Origin of the sequence: Pseudomonas sp. LABIM340 (assembly GCF_040017195.2) — a bacterium.
Taxonomy (GTDB): domain Bacteria; phylum Pseudomonadota; class Gammaproteobacteria; order Pseudomonadales; family Pseudomonadaceae; genus Pseudomonas.
Map to the genome: position 1 here is coordinate 6,522,312 of NZ_CM200227.1, position 16,730 is coordinate 6,539,041.

A 16,730-nucleotide genomic window follows, 5' to 3' on the forward strand; every position below is an offset into this window, starting at 1 on the left:
GCCATGCCCGCGATCGCGCGCAGGGCGTGCCCTCACAATGGTTAGCCCTGCCGGCGGGTGAGCTGCCGGTAGAGCTGCGGCAACTGCACCGGCAGCTGCGCCGGGTCGTTGATCAACAGATAGCCCTGGCTGCCGAACAGGTGCGGCAGGTAGTCGGCCGCCTCGCGGTCGATGGTGATGCAGAACGGAACCAGTCCCGCGCGACGGGCTTCCAGCACGGCCTGACGGGTGTCCTCGACACCATAGCGCCCCTCATACAGGTCCAGGTCATTGGGCTTGCCGTCGGTGAGGATCAGCAGCACGCGCTGGCGCTCCTTGCGCTCCAGAAGGAGCTGCGTGGCCCGGCGGATCGCCGCGCCCATGCGCGTGTAGTAGCCGGGGCGCAGCGCGCGGATGCGCCCGCGCACCACATCGTTGTGGCGCTCATCGAAGGTCTTCAGCTGGGTCAGGCGCACCTGCTGGCGACGCAGCGAGGAGAAGCCGTACAGCGCGAAACGATCGCCCACCGCCTGCAGCGCCTCGCCGAACAGCAGCAGGCTGTCGCTGATCAGGTCGATCACCCGGTGGTCGTTGTCGATGTGCGCGTCGGTGGACATCGACAGGTCCGCCAGCAGCAGGCACGCAAGGTCGCGGCGGGTCTGCCGGCGCTCGAGGAACAGCCCTGGCTCGCTGCACGCGCCCAGGCGCCGCTCGACGCTGAAGTCCAGCCAGGCTTCCAGGTCCAGCTCCGCGCCCTGGGGTTGTCGGCGCAGCCACTGGGACTGCTGGCGCAGGCTCTCGAACTGCCGACGCAGGCGCCGCGCAATGGGCGCCAGGGCGTCAGGCAGCGGCGCCGGTACCGCGTCGCGCGGCAGCATCGGCTGCAGGCAGACGTGGTCTTCGATCAGTTGCTGGCGACGGTAATCCCATTCCGGCAGGCGAATGCCCTCGCCCAGCGGCATGTCGTCGAAGTCGGCGGCCGGCAGGTCGAGGTCGAGCTTCAGCCCGCCGCCCTTCTTCTGCCGTTGCCGGGACATGCTCAGGTGATCGAGGTCGTCGGCGACCTTCGCCGCGTCCAGGTCCTCGCTGTCGTCGCCGGCGCGATCCAGTTCGATGTGCTCGGACCAGCTGAACAGGTTTTCCAGGCGGAACAGCAGCAGGCCGCCGCGACCGGGGTCCTGCTCGACCCGCTCGGCGCGCTTGCGTGCCAGGCCCTTGGCTTCGCTGTGGGCGGAGCGGCCGTGCTCGTCGCCGTCGATCAGGTCGGTGTGCTGCGGCGCGGCCAGGCGTTGCGGCGGGTAGAGCCACAGCGGCACTGGCCAGGGTGCTTTTTCACTGCGCGGCAGGCGCTCGACGCTGCCCGGATCGCGCAGCGCCCGTTGCAGCGCCCGCTCCAGCTGCGCTTCGGCGGGCGGCAGGTCGTCGGGGGCGGGACGCAGGCTGAGCAGCGCTTCCACCAGCCGACGGTAGCGCGGGCGCAGCAGCGGGTAGTGCTCCAGCACCGCGCAGGTCCAGGCCTGGTTGTCGCGCGCCCAGTGGTGCATCGGCTGGCTGTGCGCGGCCAGCAGCGCCAGCCAGCGGTAGAGTTCGCGGTTCAGCTCGGCGTCGGGGTACACCGCCAGCTGCGCGGGCAGGCGCAGGGAATCGGCGTCGAACCAGGCCACCGGCAATTGCTGGCAGGTGCCGGCCACCTGCTGCAGCAGGCTGCGGCGCACCAGCAGTTCGCGGGCGCTGGCCGCTTCCACGCCGACCCCGGCCTCGCCGCCGGTGCCGCGGAACAGCAGCAGCAGGCTGCGCCGCACTTCATCCAGGCTGACAGCTGCCTCTTCGAACTCCGGGCTGGCGCGGCGCGTGATGAAGCGGTGCCAGACGCGACCGAAGCCTTCTTCGATTTCGAGGTGGATGGTCATGGCGCCCTCTGCAGAACGAAAAAAGGGCCCGCCGCAAAGCGGACGGGCCCGGGTGGACGGTATCGATCAGCTCACCTGAGCCGCGCCAGAAGCAACGGCCACACGGCCGCGCTGGCGGAAGCTCAGCAGGTAGCAGATCAGCCCGATGAAGAAACCGATACCGGCATACAGGCGCAGCCAGAAGAAGATCTTCAGCTGGTCGACCGTGGCCATGAACGGCATGGCGGCGCCATCGGCGGGCATGCGTTGCAGCCAGACCTGGACGATGCCGGCGGCGGTGAGCATCAGGGTGATCAGCAGCATGGAGATGGTCATCAGCCAGAAGCCCCAGATCTCCAGGCTCTGCGCACGGGCGTCAGGCGCTTCGCCGATGCCCCGCAGGCGCGGCATGGCGTAGCTGATCATGGTCATGACGATCATCGCGTAGGCGCCGTAGAAGGCCAGGTGGCCGTGGGCGGCGGTGAGCTGCGAGCCGTGGGTGTAGTAGTTCACCGGAGCCAGGGTGTGCAGGAAGCCCCACACGCCGGCGCCGAGGAAGGCGGTCACGGTGGTGCCCAGGGCCCACAGCGCGGCGGCCTTGTTCGGGTGCTCGCGGCGACGACGGTTCACCATGTTGAAGGCGAACAGCACCATGGCGAAGAACGGCAGCGGTTCCAGCGCGGAGAAGATCGAACCCAGCCACAGCCAGACCTGCGGCGCGCCGATCCAGAAGAAGTGGTGGCCGGTGCCGATGATGCCGGTGATCAGGGCCATGGCGATGATCACGTAGAGCCATTTCTCCACGACCTCGCGGTCGACGCCGGTGATCTTGATCAGCACGAAGGCCAGCATCGCGCCCATGATCAGTTCCCACACGCCTTCCACCCACAGGTGCACGACCCACCACCAGTAGTACTTGTCGCGCGCCAGGTTTTCCGGGTTGTAGAAGGAGAACAGGAAGAACACCGCCAGACCGACCAGGCCGGTCATCATCACCACGCTGACGGCGGTCTTGCGGCCCTTGAGCATGGTCATGCCGATGTTGAAGAGGAAGCCCAGCGCCACCACCACGATGCCCATCTTGGTGATCGTCGGCTGCTCGAGGAACTCCCGGCCCATGGTCGGCAGCAGCTCGTTGTGGGTCAGCTTCGCCAGGCCCGCGTAGGGCACCAGCAGGTAGCCCAGGATGGTCAGCACGCCGGCGATGGCGAACACCCAGAACAGCACGATGGCCAGTTTCGGGCTGTACAGCTCGCGGTCGGCCTCTTCGGGGATCAGGTAGTAGGCCGCGCCCATGAAGGCGAACAGCAGCCAGACGATCAGCAAGTTGGTGTGCACCATCCGTGCAACGTTGAAGGGGATCGCCGGAAACAGGAAGTCACCGACCACGTACTGCATGCCCATGATCAGCCCGAAGACGATCTGCCCGACGAAGAGCATCAGGGCGAACACGAAGTACGGCTTGGCCACCGACTGCGAGGCGAATTTCAGATAGGGATTGCCCGGGTTCATGCTCAACCCTCCTTGTTCGGCGGCCATTTGTTGGTGTCGATCTTCGATGTCCACAGCAGGAACGCCGCGAGGTCAGTGACCTCCTGGTCGCTCAGGTGGAACTGCGGCATCTGCCGGCGACCGGGCACGCCCAGCGGCTGCATCTTCATCCAGGCGGCGAGGAAGCTGCCGAAGGCCGCGTCACCGCCACGGCGAACCGCTACGTTGCCCAGCTCCGGCGCGAAGTAGGCGCCTTCACCGAGGATCGAGTGGCAACCCACGCAGTTGTTCTGCTCCCACACCAGCTTGCCGCGCACCACCGATTCGGTGAGCTCACTCTGGTTGGTGCGCTTGGGGAAGGTGGTTTCGGTGTGATAGGTCAGCGCGAGGAACACCAGGAAGAAGAAAACGCCTCCTCCCAGGTAGATGTTCCTCGCCATCCCTTTGGTAAATGTCTCTGACATGGGGCCCTCCTAGGTCACGGTCGGGGCCATTGTAGGAAGCGTCCTAGGACGTCTCGCTTGATGGCAATCAAGAAAGACCAATGCTTCCAGTCAGGTATTTTTCCGAAGGGAAATCAGGGGGTTGCGTGCAGTGCCAGGATCACGCCGGTGACCACCAGCGGCCAGCCGAGCAGCAGCGCTTGCCACAGGCGCGGGCCGTGGCTGAGCTCCATGAAACGCAGCGCGATGATCCAGGCCTTGCCCAGGCCCAGCAGCAGGATCGCCGCCACCGGCAGCAGCAGGTCGGGCGCGTGGTGACCGAGCCAGACGGAGGCGACGGACATCGGCAGCATCAGCAGCCAGGCGAGCAGCAACGTCTTCATGAGCCAGGCGCCAGCACGTAGACCAGCGGGAACAGCACCACCCAGACCAGGTCGACCATGTGCCAATACAACGCGCCAGACTCCAGCCCGCCCAGGGCGTCGCTGCGGTAGGCGCCGCGCAGACAGCGCAGGGTCATCCAGCCGAGGATCACCAACCCCAGCAGCACGTGCAGGAAGTGGAAGCCGGTGATCAGCCAGAACAGGGTGAAGAAGGTGCTGTATTCCAGGTCCAGCCCACGCGCGGCAAGGTGATGGTATTCACCGGACTTCAGCACCACGTGGGCCAGCCCCAGCAGCACGGCGAAACTCAACAGGGCGGCCGCACGGCGCTGCCGGCCGTGGCGCACCTGCTCCACCGCCAGCGCCCCGCAGAAGCCGGCGGTGAGCAGGGTCAGGGTCAGCGCCAGGGCGGTGGACAGGTCCAGCTGCGCGCGCCCGGCACGGAAGCCTTCGACGTCCAGGTGCTGGGTCACGGCGAAGACGATGATGAGGATGGCGAAGACGGTCAGCTCGGCGAGTATGAAGAACCACATCGCCAGGTCGCCCGGCAGGCGCCGGGCACTGAGCGTTGCCTCAGGCGAAATGGACATCGACCAGGTCCATCAGCGCGGCGACCGTGGCCTCGTCGTCCGACAACGGCTCGGCGAGCCCGGCGCGGCAGGCATCGCGCGGCGCCACGCCGGCCTGCAGCAGGCGCGCGGTGAGTACCAGCAAACGCGTCGAGCAGACCTCTTCCAGCTCCTGCCGGCCCAGGCGGCGCAGGGCTACACCCAGTTGCGCCAGGCGCTGCGCCAGTTCGGAAGAAGCCCCGGCTTCGCGGGCGATGATGCCGGCTTCGACTTCCGGCGTCGGGTAATCGAAGCGCAGGGCGATGAAGCGCTGCCGCGTACTGGGCTTCATGCCCTTCAGCAGGTTCTGATAGCCGGGGTTGTAGGACACCACCAGCATGAAGCCCGGCGGCGCCACCAGGGATTCACCGGTGCGCTCGATGAACAGCTCGCGGCGATCGTCCGCCAGCGGGTGCAGCACCACCACCGTGTCCTGCCGCGCTTCCACCACCTCGTCCAGGTAGCAGATGCCGCCCTCGCGCACCGCGCGGGTCAGCGGGCCGTCCTGCCACCAGGTGCCGTCGCTGCCGATCAGGTGGCGGCCGACCAGATCCGCCGCCGACAGGTCGTCGTGGCAGGCCACGGTGTACAGCGGCAGGTTCAGGCGCTGCGCCATGTGCTGGACGAAGCGCGTCTTGCCGCAGCCAGTCGGGCCCTTGATCAGCACCGGCATGCCCTGGGCGGAAGCATGTGTGAACAGCGCCACCTCATTGCCGGATGGCTGGTAGAAGAGTGGCGGATTGTTCTGCTCAGGGGCGTTCATGGCGGACGAATCTCGGTAGGAAGTTTCGGTTAGCAAGCTATCCAGCGCGACGGATTGCCTCAAGCACGGCGCCGGAAGTTCTTGATTGGCATCAAGCGGAAGCCGCATGGGCCGCTCCTAGAATCGCCACAGACGCCGGGCGGGAAGCCGGCGAAAACGATCGGCGCCTTGAAGCGCCAAGCCTGTGAGGAGAGACGTTCATGAACAAAGCCCTGGTAGCCCTGCTGTTCGGCGGCATGCTGGTCCAGACAACCGCGATGGCCAGCACCGGCGAGGAGCTGTTCAAGGCGAAGGCCTGCGTGGCCTGCCATTCGGTCGACAAGAAGCTCGTCGGCCCGGCCTTCCATGACGTTGCCGCCAAGTACGGTCCACAGGCCGATGGTGTCGCCCACATCACCAACAGCATCAAGACCGGCAGCAAGGGCAACTGGGGCCCGATCCCGATGCCGGCCAACGCCGTGAGCCCGGAAGAAGCCAAGACCCTGGCCGAGTGGATCGTCACCCTGAAGTGACCTGCAGCGTGAGATGGGCGCCCACCGCCTTCTGACGCAGTTCTGCCCGTTCGGGCATGGAGGAAGGAGGCCTCATGGTGGGCGTTCGCGAGTGGTTCAGGCTCCTGGTCGGCTGTCTGTTGCTGATGGCCGGCTTGGCGGTCCAGGGTGCGGAGCTCAGTGATCTGGAGCGGACGCGCATCCAGCAAGTGTTTCCCCAGGCCGATCATATCGGCGAACCCGAAGGCGAGTACGGCGTGCGGCGCCTGTCCCACGGCGACAAGTTGCTGGGCTATGCCTTCCAGAGTATCCGCGTCACCCGCATGCCCGCGTATTCGGGCAAGCCGATCAACCTCCAGGTGATCCTCGATCCGCAGGCGGTGATCCGCGACAGCTACGTCCTCGAACACCACGAGCCGATCCTGCTGATCGGCATTCCCGAAGAGAAACTCCACGCCTTCACCGCCGGCTATTCCGGGCTGCGCGCCGACCAGCGGGTCGCCGTGGGCCGCTCCGGCGACCCGCAGACGGTCACCGTGGATGCCGTCGCCGGCGCTACCGTGACGGTCATGGTGGTCAACGAGATCGTCATGCGCGCCGCCCGCACCGTGGCGGTGTCGCTCAAGCTGATCAAGGACGACGGCCAGGTGCGGCCCAAGCCCGCCATCGTCCGCGCCGACGCCTACCAGCCGGCAAGCTGGAGCGAGCTGCTGGGCAATGGCGCGATCCGCCAGCTGAAACTGACCCGCGGGCAGATCGATGATGCCTTCAAGGGCACCGCCGCCGAGAAGGTCGACCAGGCCCGCGATGCGCAGCAGCGCGAAGCTACGTTCATAGACCTCTATACCGCCCTGCTGAACCCGCCCAATGTCGGCCGAAACCTGCTCGGCGACAGGCAGTACCGCGAGCTGATGGACTCCCTGAAGCCGAACGAATACGCCGTGGTGGTAATGGGCAGCGGCGAGTACTCGTTCAAGGGCTCAGGTTATGTGCGCGGCGGCATCTTCGACCGGGTGCAGATCCGCCAGTTCGGCGACATCCTCAGCTTCCGCGACCTCGACTACCAGCGCCTGTCGGACACCTATGCCGAGGGCATGCCGCACTTCGTCGAGATGGCGATCTTCATCGTCCGCGCCGCGCAGCGTTTCGACCCCGGCACCCCGTGGGACCTGGAACTGCTGGTGCGGCGCCAGACAGGCCCGGTGGACAGCCTGTTCACCACCTTCGACCTGGGCTACCAGACGCCCGAAGGCTACCTCGACCGGCCGCAGCCCAGCGCCGCCGAACTGGAGGCGCTGGCCGATGCCAAGCGGCCGATGTGGTTGCGCGTCTGGTACCAGAAGAGCTTCCAGATCGGCGTGCTGCTCAGTGCCCTGGGGCTGCTGGCGGTGATCCTGTTCCTGCAGGACACCCTGACCCGCCGTCCGCAGCTGCTGCATTGGCTGCGCCGGGGTTACCTGTTGTTCACCCTGACCTACATCGGCTGGTACTGCCTGGGGCAGCTGTCGGTGGTCAACGTGCTGACCTTCGTCCACGCGTTGTTCGAAGGCTTCCGCTGGGAACTGTTCCTCATCGACCCGGTGCTGTTCATCCTCTGGACCTTCACCGCCGCCAGCATCCTGCTCTGGGGCCGCGGCGTGTTCTGCGGCTGGCTGTGCCCCTTCGGCGCCCTGCAGGAGCTGCTCAACGAGGCGGCGCGCAAGCTCAAGGTGCCGCAGTACGAGTTGCCCTTCGCCGTCCATGAGCGGCTCTGGGCGATCAAGTACATCGTCCTGCTGGTGCTGTTCGGCCTCTCCCTGGAGTCGCTCTCCACCGCCGAGCGCTTCGCCGAGGTCGAGCCCTTCAAGACCGCCATCACCCTGCACTTCGACCGCCAGTGGTGGTTCGTCGCCTACGTGGCGCTGCTGCTGGTCCTCAACCTGTTCACCCGCAAGGTCTATTGCCGCTACGTCTGCCCGCTCGGCGCGGCGCTGGCGATCCCCGGCAAGGCCCGCCTGTTCGACTGGCTCAAGCGGCGCAAGGAGTGTGGCCAGCCGTGCCAGCTGTGCGCCAAGGAGTGCGAGATCCAGGCCATCCACCCCGATGGAAGGATCAACGCCAACGAGTGCCACTACTGCCTCGACTGCCAGATGACCTACCACAACGAGAACAAGTGCCCGCCGCTGGTGAACAAGCGCAAGAAGCGCGGCAAGCGGGCAACTGCCAGCGACGACGACCAGCTGATTGCGGTGCAACAGATCTGACCATTTGCCTTCAGGAAGGAGCAGGAAATGACTGACAAGAAACAGCAGCACGACGAGATCGCCGGGCTCAGCCGGCGGGGCTTCCTCGGTGCCTCCGCGGTCACCGGCGCAGCGGCGCTGGTGACCGCAGGCTCGATGGGCGCGTTCACCTCTCGCGAGGCCTGGGCCGACGCGGTCAAGTCGGCCCAGGACAAGATCCACATCGCCCCCGGCGAGCTGGACGAGTACTACGGCTTCTGGAGCGGCGGCCACCAGGGCGAAGTCCGCGTGATGGGCATCCCATCGATGCGCGAGCTGATGCGCATCCCGGTGTTCAACGTCGACTCGGCCACCGGCTGGGGCCTGACCAACGAGAGCAAACGCGTACTCGGCGACAGCGCGCATTTCCAGAACGGCGACTGCCACCACCCGCATATCTCGATGACCGACGGCAAGTACGACGGCAAGTACCTGTTCATCAACGACAAGGCCAACAGCCGGGTCGCGCGCATCCGCCTGGACATCATGAAGTGCGACCGCATCACCACCATTCCCAACGTCCAGGCCATCCACGGCCTGCGTCTGCAGAAGGTACCGCACACCCAGTACGTGTTCTGCAACGCCGAGTTCATCATCCCCCACCCCAATGACGGAACGAGCTTCGACATCACCGGCGACAACGCCTTCACGATGTACAACGCGCTGGACGCCGAGACCATGGAAGTCGCCTGGCAGGTCATCGTCGATGGCAACCTCGACAACAGCGACATGGACTACACCGGCCGCTTCACGGCCGCCACCTGCTACAACTCGGAGAAGGCCACCGATCTCGCCGGCATGATGCGCAACGAGCGCGACTGGGTGGTGGTGTTCGACGTCCCGGCGATCGAGAAGGAGATCAAGGCCAAGCGCTTCATCACCCTGGGCGACAGCAAGGTGCCGGTGGTCGACGGGCGCAAGAAGGACGGCAAGGACAGCGTCGTCACCCGCTACATCCCGGTGCCGAAGAACCCCCACGGCCTCAACACCTCGCCGGACGGCAAGTACTTCATCGCCAACGGCAAGCTCTCCCCTACCTGCAGCATCATCGCCATCGACAAACTGCCCGACCTGTTCGCCGGCAAGCTCAAGGACCCGCGCGACGTCATCGTCGGCGAACCGGAACTGGGCCTGGGCCCGCTGCACACCACCTTCGACGGCCGCGGCAACGCCTATACCACGCTGTTCATCGACAGCCAGCTGGTGAAGTGGAGCATCGCCGACGCGATTCGCGCCTATAAGGGCGAGAAGGTCGACTACATCAAGCAGAAGCTCGACGTGCACTACCAGCCGGGCCACAACCACGCGACGCTGACCGAGACCAAGGAGGCCGACGGCAAGTGGATCATCGTGCTCAGCAAGTTCTCCAAGGACCGCTTCCTGCCCACCGGCCCGCTGCACCCGGAGAACGACCAGCTGATCGACATCTCCGGCGACGAGATGAAGCTGGTGCACGACGGCCCCACCTTCGCCGAGCCGCATGACTGCATCCTCGCCCGCCGCGACCAGATCAAGACCCGCAAGATCTGGGACCGCAAGGACCCGTTCTTCGCCGAGACCGTGGCCATCGCCAAGCGCGACGGCATCGACCTGATGCAGGACAACAAGGTCATCCGCGACGGCAACAAGGTCCGCGTCTACATGACCTCTTCCGCGCCTGCCTACGGCCTCACCGAGTTCACCGTGAAGCAGGGCGATGAAGTCACCGTCACCATCACCAACCTGGACGAGATCGAGGACGTCACCCACGGCTTCGTCGTGGTCAACCACGGCGTGAGCATGGAGATCAGCCCGCAGCAGACCTCCTCCATCACCTTCACCGCCGACAAGCCCGGCCTGCACTGGTACTACTGCAGCTGGTTCTGCCATGCGCTGCACATGGAGATGGTCGGCCGCATGCTGGTGGAAAAAGCCTGACGAGCAGGCCCCTGGCCCCGCCGGCAACCGCCGGCGGGGTATCGACGAGAAGGTGTTGCATGGGACTCACCCGGCCTGGCCTTGCCCTGTCGCTGCTGCTCGCGGCAAGCGTCCAGGCACAACCGCAAGCCATCGACCAGCTGCCACTGCAGGGCGACGGCGACATCCGCACGCTGCCGGCTGGTACGTACAGCGGCAACTTCACCATCGACCATCCACTGCACCTGCGCTGCGCACCAGGCGCCCTGATCGACGGCCAGGGCACCGGCAGCACGCTGCACGTGCGCGTGCCCGGCGTCGTCATAGAAGGCTGCAGCCTGCGCAACTGGGGACGCGACCTGACCGCCATGGACGCGGCGATCTTCATCGACAAGGCCGCCCACGGCACCGTGGTGCGCGGCAATGATCTGCAAGGCGCCGGCTTTGGCATCTGGCTCGACGCGACGGCCGACGTGCAGGTACTCGACAACCGCATCCAGGGCGACCCCAGCGTGCGCTCCCAGGATCGCGGCAACGGCATCCACCTCTATGCGGTGAAGAACGCCCTGGTGCGCGGCAACCAGGTGCGCCAGACCCGCGACGGCGTCTACATCGACACCTCCAACGACAGCAGCATCGAAGACAACCTCTTCGAGGACCTGCGCTACGGCGTGCACTACATGTTCACCCACAACAGCCGCGTCATCGGCAACACCACCCGGCACACCCGCACCGGCTACGCGCTGATGCAGAGCCGCAAGCTCACCGTGGTCGGCAACCGCTCGGTGGACGACCAGAACTACGGCATCCTGATGAACTACATCACCTACTCCACCCTCACCGGCAACCGCGTCGAAGCCGTGCGCAGCGGCGATGGCGGCGGCGACGCGATGATCGCCGGCGCCGAGGGCAAGGCCCTGTTCATCTACAACTCGCTGTTCAACCGCATCGAGGACAACCGCTTCGAAAGCAGCGCCCTGGGCATCCACCTGACCGCCGGCTCCGAGGACAACCGCATCAGCGGCAACGCCTTCATCGGCAACCGCCAGCAGGTCAAGTACGTCGCCAGCCGGACCCAGGAATGGTCCGCCGACGGGCGCGGCAACTACTGGAGCGACTACCTGGGCTGGGACCGCGACGCCGACGGCATCGGCGACGTCGCCTACGAACCCAACGACAAGGTCGATCAGTTGCTCTGGCTGTACCCGCAAGTGCAACTGCTGATGACCAGCCCCGCCATCGAACTGCTGCGCTGGGTCCAGCGCGCCTTTCCCGTCACCCGTCCGCCCGGCGTGCGCGACAGCTTCCCGCTGATGCGCGCCGCCGACCTGGAGGCGCAACCATGAACCCCGTGGAAATCCGTGACGCAACCCTGGACTACGGCGGCTTCACCGCCCTGCAGGGGCTCGATCTGCAACTGGGGGCCGGCGAAGTCCTCGGCCTGCTCGGGCATAACGGCGCCGGCAAGACCACCACGATCAAGCTGATCCTCGGCCTGCTGCGCCCGACACAAGGCTCGGTGCGAGTCTTCGGCCAGTCGCCCGGCGATGCGGCAGTGCGCCGGCGCATCGGCTTCCTGCCGGAGAACGTGACCTTCTATCCACAGCTGACCGGCCGCGAAACGCTGCAGCACTTCGCCCGACTCAAGGGCGCGCGACCCGCCGAGGTGGACGAGTTGCTCGAGCAGGTCGGCCTCAGCCACGCCGCGCAGCGCCGGGTGAAAACCTATTCCAAGGGCATGCGCCAGCGCCTCGGCCTGGCCCAGGCGCTACTCGGCGAGCCACAACTGCTGTTGCTCGACGAGCCCACCGTCGGTCTCGACCCATTGGCCACCATCGAGCTCTACCAATGGCTGGACCGCCTGCGGGCAAAGGGAACCGGGATCATCCTCTGCTCCCACGTACTGCCCGGCGTGGAATCGCATATCGACCGCGCCGCGATCCTGGCCAAGGGCCGCCTGCTCACCGCCGGCAGTCTTGCCGACCTACGCCGGGACGCCGGCCTGCCGGTACGTATCCGCTACGCAGGCAAACCCGACAGCGACTGGCCGCAACACTGGCGCAGCGTCGGCCATGAAGTCGCCGCCCTGGATGGCCGACGCCTGGAGCTGCGGGTCAGTGAAGGGCGCCAGCACGAAGTGCTCAGCGTGCTGCTCGCCGAGCAGGCGCAGGAGCTCGAAGTGCTGCCTCCGTCGCTGGAGGACCTCTATCGCCACCATATGCAGAGCGCGCACGCGGGAGCCCCGGCATGAACCCGATCTGGAACATCGCCCGCAAGGAACTGGCCGACGGCCTGCGCAATCGCTGGTTGCTCGCCATCAGCCTGCTGTTCGCCCTGCTGGCGGTCGGCATTGCCTGGCTCGGTGCCGCCGCCAGCGGCCAGGTGGGCTTCACCTCGCTGCCGGCAACCCTGGCCAGCCTGACCAGCCTCGCTACCTTCCTGATGCCGCTGATCGCCCTGCTGCTGGCCTACGACGCTATCGTCGGCGAGGAGGAAGGCGGCACCCTGCTGCTCCTGCTGACCTACCCGCTGGGGCGCGGGCAGCTGCTGATCGGCAAGTTTCTTGGCCACGGCCTGATCCTCGGCCTCGCCACGCTGCTGGGCTTCTCCGCCGCCGCCCTGGCCATCGCCGTGCTGGTGCCGGGTATTCCGCTGGGGCAGCTGCTGGGCTCCTTCGCCCGCTTCATCCTGTCGTCCTGCCTGCTGGGCTGGACCTTCCTGGCGATGGCCTACGCGCTGAGTGCGCGGGTCAGCGAAAAATCCACCGCCGCCGGCCTGGCGCTGGGCGTGTGGTTCTTCTTCGTACTGCTGTTCGACCTGGCCCTGCTCGCCCTGCTGGTGATCGGCAAGGGCCAGCTCAGCGCCAACCTGCTGCCCTGGCTGCTGTTGCTCAACCCCACCGACCTGTACCGGCTGATCAACCTGCCTGACTTCGGTTCCGAGCTGGGCGGCGTACTGACCCTCGGCCGCGACCTCGCCGTTCCCGTCGCCGGCCTCTGGCTGGCGCTGTGCGCCTGGACCCTGGCCGCGCTGGCGCTGGCCTATGCGCTGTTCCGCCGGCGCCCGATCTGACTCAAGGAGCCCCCATGCTGCTGTCCCGTCCCCTTCGCCTCGGCCTCGCCGCCGGGTTCTTCAGCTTGCTGCTCGGCGGCTGCGACGATGCTGCCCAACAAAGTGCCAACCTGGGCCCAGTGCCCTTCCAGAACGGCGAGGAATGCCACGTCTGCGGCATGATCATCAGCGACTTTGCCGGTCCCAAGGGTGAAGCCGTGGCCCCCGGCGCCGTACACAAGTTCTGTTCCACCGCCGAGTTGCTGGGCTGGTGGCTGCAGCCGGAAAACCAGCACAGCGGCGCACGCCTGTATGTGCATGACATGGCCCGCAGCGACTGGAACCACCCCGACGACCGCCACCTGATCGACGCCACCAGCGCCTTCTACGTGGTCGGGGTGAAACGCCCCGGCGCCATGGGCGCTACCCTGGCCTCATTCTCCGAACGGGCGGATGCGGATCGCATGGCCAACTCCGAGGGCGGTCGCGTGCTGCGCTTCAGCGAGATCGACCAGAGCGTGCTGCAGGGAGTATCAGGCGACCACCAGCATCACTGAGCCAGCCGGTCGCTTCTCTCCAGCAGCGCCAGGCAGGCATCCGCCGGCACCGGCTGGCTGATCAGGTAGCCCTGAATCTCGTCGCAACCGTGGGCGCGCAGGAAGCGCAGCTGCTCGGCCTGCTCGACGCCTTCGGCCACCACCTTCAACTCCAGGCTGTGCGCCATGGCGATGATCGCGCGGGTGATGGCCGCATCTTCGCCGCGCTCGGACAGGTCGCGGATGAAGGTCTGGTCGATCTTCACGTAGTCCACCGGGAAGCGCTTGAGATAGCTGAGTGAGGAATAGCCGGTGCCGAAGTCGTCGATGGCCAGCTTCACGCCCATTTCGCGCAGTTGGTGGAAGGTCGTGGTGACGCTCTCGACGTTGTCCAGCAACTGGCTTTCGGTGAGTTCCAGCTCCAGCAGGTGCGACGGCAGGCCGGTGTCTTCCAGCACCGTGCGCACCAGGTCGACCAGGTTACCGGTGCGCAGCTGGTGTACCGAGAGATTCACTGATACCCGCAGCTCGCGGCCCTGGAGCTGCCAGGCGCGTGCCTGCCTGCAGGCGCGGCGCAGGACGAACTCGCCGATGGCGCCGATCAGCCCGGTTTCCTCGGCGAGGCCGATGAAATCGCCGGGCGGGACCATGCCCATCTCCGGGTGGCGCCAGCGCACCAGTGCTTCGGCACTGTCCAGGCGCTCGTTGGCGAGGTTCAGCTTGGGCTGGTAGTGAACGTCCAGTTGGCCTTCGTCGATGGCCTTGCGCAGGCGGGTTTCCAGCTGCAGGCGCTCCAGGGTGCAGGCCTGCAGGTTGTCGGTGAAGAACTGGAAGGTGTTCCCGCCCAGGTGCTTGGCGTGCTGCATGGCCATGTTCGCCTGGCTCATCAGCGCGGAGATTTCCCAGGCGTTTTCCGGCAGCAGGCTGATGCCCACCGAGGCGCTGACCACCAGTTCGTGGCCGCCCACGGTCATCGGCGTGCGCAACTTGGCCAGCAGGCGGCTGGACAACCGCGCCAGCGCGGCGAGGCTGGCGTAGGAGTCGATCAGCACGGCGAACTCGTCGCCGGACAGCCGGGCGATGGTGTCGGCCTCGGGCACGGTCTGGGTCATGCGCCGCGACATTTGCCGCAGCAGCTGGTCGGCGACTTCGTGGCCGAGGCTGTCGTTGAGCAGCTTGAAGCGGTCCAGGTCGATCAGCAGCAGCGCCGCCGTGCGGCCTTCCTGGCGCGCGCGCTGGCTGGCCTCGTGCAGGCGCTCCTTGAACAGCGTGCGGTTGGCCAGCCCGGTGAGTTCGTCGTAGTGCGACAGGTAGCGCAGGCGCTCCTCGGCGTCGCGGCGGGCGGTGAGGTCGGCGAAGAAGCCGACCACATGGGCGACCTGCCCACGGCCGTCGCGCACCACGTTCAGTTGCAGCCACTGCGGGTACAGCTCGCCGTTCTTGCGCGTCTCGATCAGCTCGCCCTGCCAGGTGCCCTGGCGCTCCAGCTCGGTGCGGATCGACTGGTAGCGGCGCAACGCTTCGGAGGAACCCATCAGGCGCGCGACGTTGTGCCCCAGTACTTCCTCGCGGCGGTAGCCGGTGAGGCGGGTGAAGGCTTCGTTGAGGGCGATCAACCGGTAATCCGGGTCGAGGATGATGATGCCTTCGCTGGCAGCCTCGAACACCGTGGCGGCCAGGCGCTGCTCCTCCTCGCGCAGCTTGCGCGTGGAGATGTCGGCGCGGGTGCCGACCATCCGCGTGACCTGGCCGTGGCCGTCGCGCTCCATCACACGGCCACGGTCTTCCACCCAGACCCAGTGGCCGGCAGCGTGGCGCACGCGGTATTCGATGCGGTAGCCGTCGGTGCGGCCCTTGAGGTGCTCGACCAGCGCGCGGCGCAGCAGCGGCAGGTCGTCGGGGTGCAGACGCGGGCGCAGGTCGTTGCGCACGCTCTTCACCGCCGCCTGGGTCAGCCCGAAGATTTCCTCCAGGTGCGAGTGGTGCACTTCGTCGGTCAGCAGGTTCCAGTCCCACAGGCCCAGTTCGCTGGCCTCCAGCGCCAGGGCCAGGCGCGCCTCGGTATGGCTGAGCTGGGCGCTGCCCGCCTCGACCCGCTCCTGCAGGGCGTCGCGGGCGCGGCAGAGTTCGCGTTCGGCGCGACGGCGCTGCTCGACTTCGCGCTCCAGGTCCTGGTTCAGCGCTTCGGTCTGCGCCTTGGCGCGCTCCAGGTGCGCCACCAGCGCCTGGGCCTGGAAGCGTCGCAGCAGGCCGACGTGGACTACCCGGTGGATCTGCCAGGCCACCACCAGCAGCGCGGCCAGCAGGATCACTCCGAGCACGCCCCAACCTTGCTGTAGCGGGTTATCGCTGATCAATAAGTAGGCAATGGACGGAAACAGGCAGGGCAAGGCGAAGGTCAGGAAGGCCGGCAGGCTGACCGCGTAGGCGACGCTGGCGGACAGGATGGCCGCGGCGATCAGGCCGAAGACCAGGGATTGCTGGAGGAAGGCGTCCGGCGGCACCAGGGCGATGGCGGCAAAGGCCAGGGTCAGCCCCGAAGCGCCGGCGCCGAACAGGAAGGTGCGCTGCCAATGCGGGCTGGCCTGACGCTCGGCGGAAGCGGCGTTGAAGGCGGATACCTGGATCAGCCGCAGCACGGCCAGCAGCACCAGCCACACCAGCCAGCCGGCGAGCAGGCCCGGCTTCACGTAATCCCACAGCAAGCCAGCGCAGGCCAGGCCGTTGAGCAGCATGAGCAGGGTCGGCACCCGCGAGCCCTGATAGAGCAGGCGCGTGCGTTCGACGGCAATTTCGTGAGCGTACTGCTGGCGGATCTCGGCATGGCTCACCGGGATCGCCGAAGGCTCTACATAAGCGGTCATAGGCGTTTTTCTTGTAGGTGTCAGGCCTAGGCGTCGGCGGAGCATACCCGAGGAGGTAGCCCCACCCAAGCAGGA

General features: G+C 66.8%; 14 protein-coding genes. 7 read left to right on the forward strand and 7 right to left on the reverse strand.

The features are described from left to right. Window positions 1-41 precede the first annotated feature (41 nt). The 6 genes from ABKS89_RS30020 to ABKS89_RS30045 all read right to left on the reverse strand — a co-directional run bounded on the left by ABKS89_RS30020 (window position 42) and on the right by ABKS89_RS30045 (window position 5,556). Window positions 42-1,889, reverse strand: coding sequence for a nitric oxide reductase activation protein NorD (locus tag ABKS89_RS30020; RefSeq protein ID WP_348588855.1), 1,848 nt, complete (start codon window positions 1,887-1,889; stop codon window positions 42-44). A gap of 66 nt (window positions 1,890-1,955) precedes the next feature. Then, entirely contained in the window at window positions 1,956-3,380 is a 1,425-nt protein-coding gene (locus tag ABKS89_RS30025) for a cbb3-type cytochrome c oxidase subunit I (RefSeq protein ID WP_138213601.1), read from the reverse strand. Between the two features lie 2 nt (window positions 3,381-3,382). After that, window positions 3,383-3,823 carry a c-type cytochrome gene (locus tag ABKS89_RS30030; protein ID WP_045213987.1) on the reverse strand — a complete coding sequence of 147 codons (441 nt, stop codon included), beginning with the start codon at window positions 3,821-3,823 and terminating at the stop codon, window positions 3,383-3,385. A 113-nt stretch (window positions 3,824-3,936) separates the two neighbouring features. Continuing rightward, window positions 3,937-4,185 carry a cytochrome C oxidase subunit IV family protein gene (locus ABKS89_RS30035; RefSeq protein WP_348588854.1) on the reverse strand — a complete coding sequence of 83 codons (249 nt, stop codon included), beginning with the start codon at window positions 4,183-4,185 and terminating at the stop codon, window positions 3,937-3,939. Next, window positions 4,182-4,775 carry a cytochrome c oxidase subunit 3 gene (locus ABKS89_RS30040; RefSeq protein WP_348588852.1) on the reverse strand — a complete coding sequence of 198 codons (594 nt, stop codon included), beginning with the start codon at window positions 4,773-4,775 and terminating at the stop codon, window positions 4,182-4,184. The genes ABKS89_RS30035 and ABKS89_RS30040 overlap by 4 nt, the downstream gene beginning before the upstream one ends. Then, window positions 4,759-5,556, reverse strand: coding sequence for a CbbQ/NirQ/NorQ/GpvN family protein (locus ABKS89_RS30045; protein ID WP_348588851.1), 798 nt, complete (start codon window positions 5,554-5,556; stop codon window positions 4,759-4,761). Before ABKS89_RS30045 ends, ABKS89_RS30040 begins: the two co-directional genes overlap by 17 nt. A gap of 200 nt (window positions 5,557-5,756) precedes the next feature. On the opposite strand from ABKS89_RS30045, the gene ABKS89_RS30050 reads away from it, so the two are divergent. From ABKS89_RS30050 to ABKS89_RS30080, 7 genes are all read left to right on the forward strand, one after another. After that, window positions 5,757-6,068, forward strand: a complete 312-nt coding sequence (locus ABKS89_RS30050; RefSeq protein ID WP_138213597.1) for a c-type cytochrome — start codon at window positions 5,757-5,759, stop codon at window positions 6,066-6,068. A 74-nt stretch (window positions 6,069-6,142) separates the two neighbouring features. Next, window positions 6,143-8,290, forward strand: a complete 2,148-nt coding sequence (gene nosR, locus ABKS89_RS30055; protein WP_348588849.1) for a transcriptional regulator NosR — start codon at window positions 6,143-6,145, stop codon at window positions 8,288-8,290. A 27-nt stretch (window positions 8,291-8,317) separates the two neighbouring features. After that, the gene (gene nosZ / locus ABKS89_RS30060) at window positions 8,318-10,225 is read left to right on the forward strand and encodes a TAT-dependent nitrous-oxide reductase (RefSeq protein WP_348588848.1); all 1,908 of its coding nucleotides are present in this window, start codon (window positions 8,318-8,320) and stop codon (window positions 10,223-10,225) included. 59 nt (window positions 10,226-10,284) lie between these two features. Next, entirely contained in the window at window positions 10,285-11,550 is a 1,266-nt protein-coding gene (locus ABKS89_RS30065) for a nitrous oxide reductase family maturation protein NosD (protein ID WP_138213594.1), read from the forward strand. Then, window positions 11,547-12,455: an ABC transporter ATP-binding protein gene (locus ABKS89_RS30070; protein WP_138213593.1), complete on the forward strand. Its 909-nt coding sequence runs from the start codon at window positions 11,547-11,549 to the stop codon at window positions 12,453-12,455. The genes ABKS89_RS30065 and ABKS89_RS30070 overlap by 4 nt, the downstream gene beginning before the upstream one ends. Beyond that, entirely contained in the window at window positions 12,452-13,276 is an 825-nt protein-coding gene (locus tag ABKS89_RS30075) for an ABC transporter permease (RefSeq protein WP_138213592.1), read from the forward strand. The genes ABKS89_RS30070 and ABKS89_RS30075 overlap by 4 nt, the downstream gene beginning before the upstream one ends. A 14-nt stretch (window positions 13,277-13,290) precedes the next feature. After that, complete coding sequence (locus ABKS89_RS30080; RefSeq protein ID WP_138213591.1) at window positions 13,291-13,812, forward strand: nitrous oxide reductase accessory protein NosL; 522 nt, start codon at window positions 13,291-13,293, stop codon at window positions 13,810-13,812. Here the strand turns inward: ABKS89_RS30080 and ABKS89_RS30085 are convergent. Continuing rightward, the gene (locus ABKS89_RS30085) at window positions 13,806-16,655 is read right to left on the reverse strand and encodes an EAL domain-containing protein (protein ID WP_348588847.1); all 2,850 of its coding nucleotides are present in this window, start codon (window positions 16,653-16,655) and stop codon (window positions 13,806-13,808) included. The genes ABKS89_RS30080 and ABKS89_RS30085 overlap by 7 nt on opposite strands. Window positions 16,656-16,730: the final 75 nt, after the last annotated feature.

Bases quoted from the DNA above. Each gene is read 5' to 3' on its own strand.
- ABKS89_RS30020 (WP_348588855.1), bottom strand. From the start codon at position 1,889: ATGACCATCCACCTCGAAATCGAAGAAGGCTTCGGTCGCGTCTGGCAC.
- ABKS89_RS30025 (WP_138213601.1), bottom strand. From the start codon at position 3,380: ATGAACCCGGGCAATCCCTATCTGAAATTCGCCTCGCAGTCGGTGGCC.
- ABKS89_RS30030 (WP_045213987.1), bottom strand. From the start codon at position 3,823: ATGTCAGAGACATTTACCAAAGGGATGGCGAGGAACATCTACCTGGGA.
- ABKS89_RS30035 (WP_348588854.1), bottom strand. From the start codon at position 4,185: ATGAAGACGTTGCTGCTCGCCTGGCTGCTGATGCTGCCGATGTCCGTC.
- ABKS89_RS30040 (WP_348588852.1), bottom strand. From the start codon at position 4,775: ATGTCCATTTCGCCTGAGGCAACGCTCAGTGCCCGGCGCCTGCCGGGC.
- ABKS89_RS30045 (WP_348588851.1), bottom strand. From the start codon at position 5,556: ATGAACGCCCCTGAGCAGAACAATCCGCCACTCTTCTACCAGCCATCC.
- ABKS89_RS30050 (WP_138213597.1), top strand. From the start codon at position 5,757: ATGAACAAAGCCCTGGTAGCCCTGCTGTTCGGCGGCATGCTGGTCCAG.
- nosR (WP_348588849.1), top strand. From the start codon at position 6,143: ATGGTGGGCGTTCGCGAGTGGTTCAGGCTCCTGGTCGGCTGTCTGTTG.
- nosZ (WP_348588848.1), top strand. From the start codon at position 8,318: ATGACTGACAAGAAACAGCAGCACGACGAGATCGCCGGGCTCAGCCGG.
- ABKS89_RS30065 (WP_138213594.1), top strand. From the start codon at position 10,285: ATGGGACTCACCCGGCCTGGCCTTGCCCTGTCGCTGCTGCTCGCGGCA.
- ABKS89_RS30070 (WP_138213593.1), top strand. From the start codon at position 11,547: ATGAACCCCGTGGAAATCCGTGACGCAACCCTGGACTACGGCGGCTTC.
- ABKS89_RS30075 (WP_138213592.1), top strand. From the start codon at position 12,452: ATGAACCCGATCTGGAACATCGCCCGCAAGGAACTGGCCGACGGCCTG.
- ABKS89_RS30080 (WP_138213591.1), top strand. From the start codon at position 13,291: ATGCTGCTGTCCCGTCCCCTTCGCCTCGGCCTCGCCGCCGGGTTCTTC.
- ABKS89_RS30085 (WP_348588847.1), bottom strand. From the start codon at position 16,655: ATGACCGCTTATGTAGAGCCTTCGGCGATCCCGGTGAGCCATGCCGAG.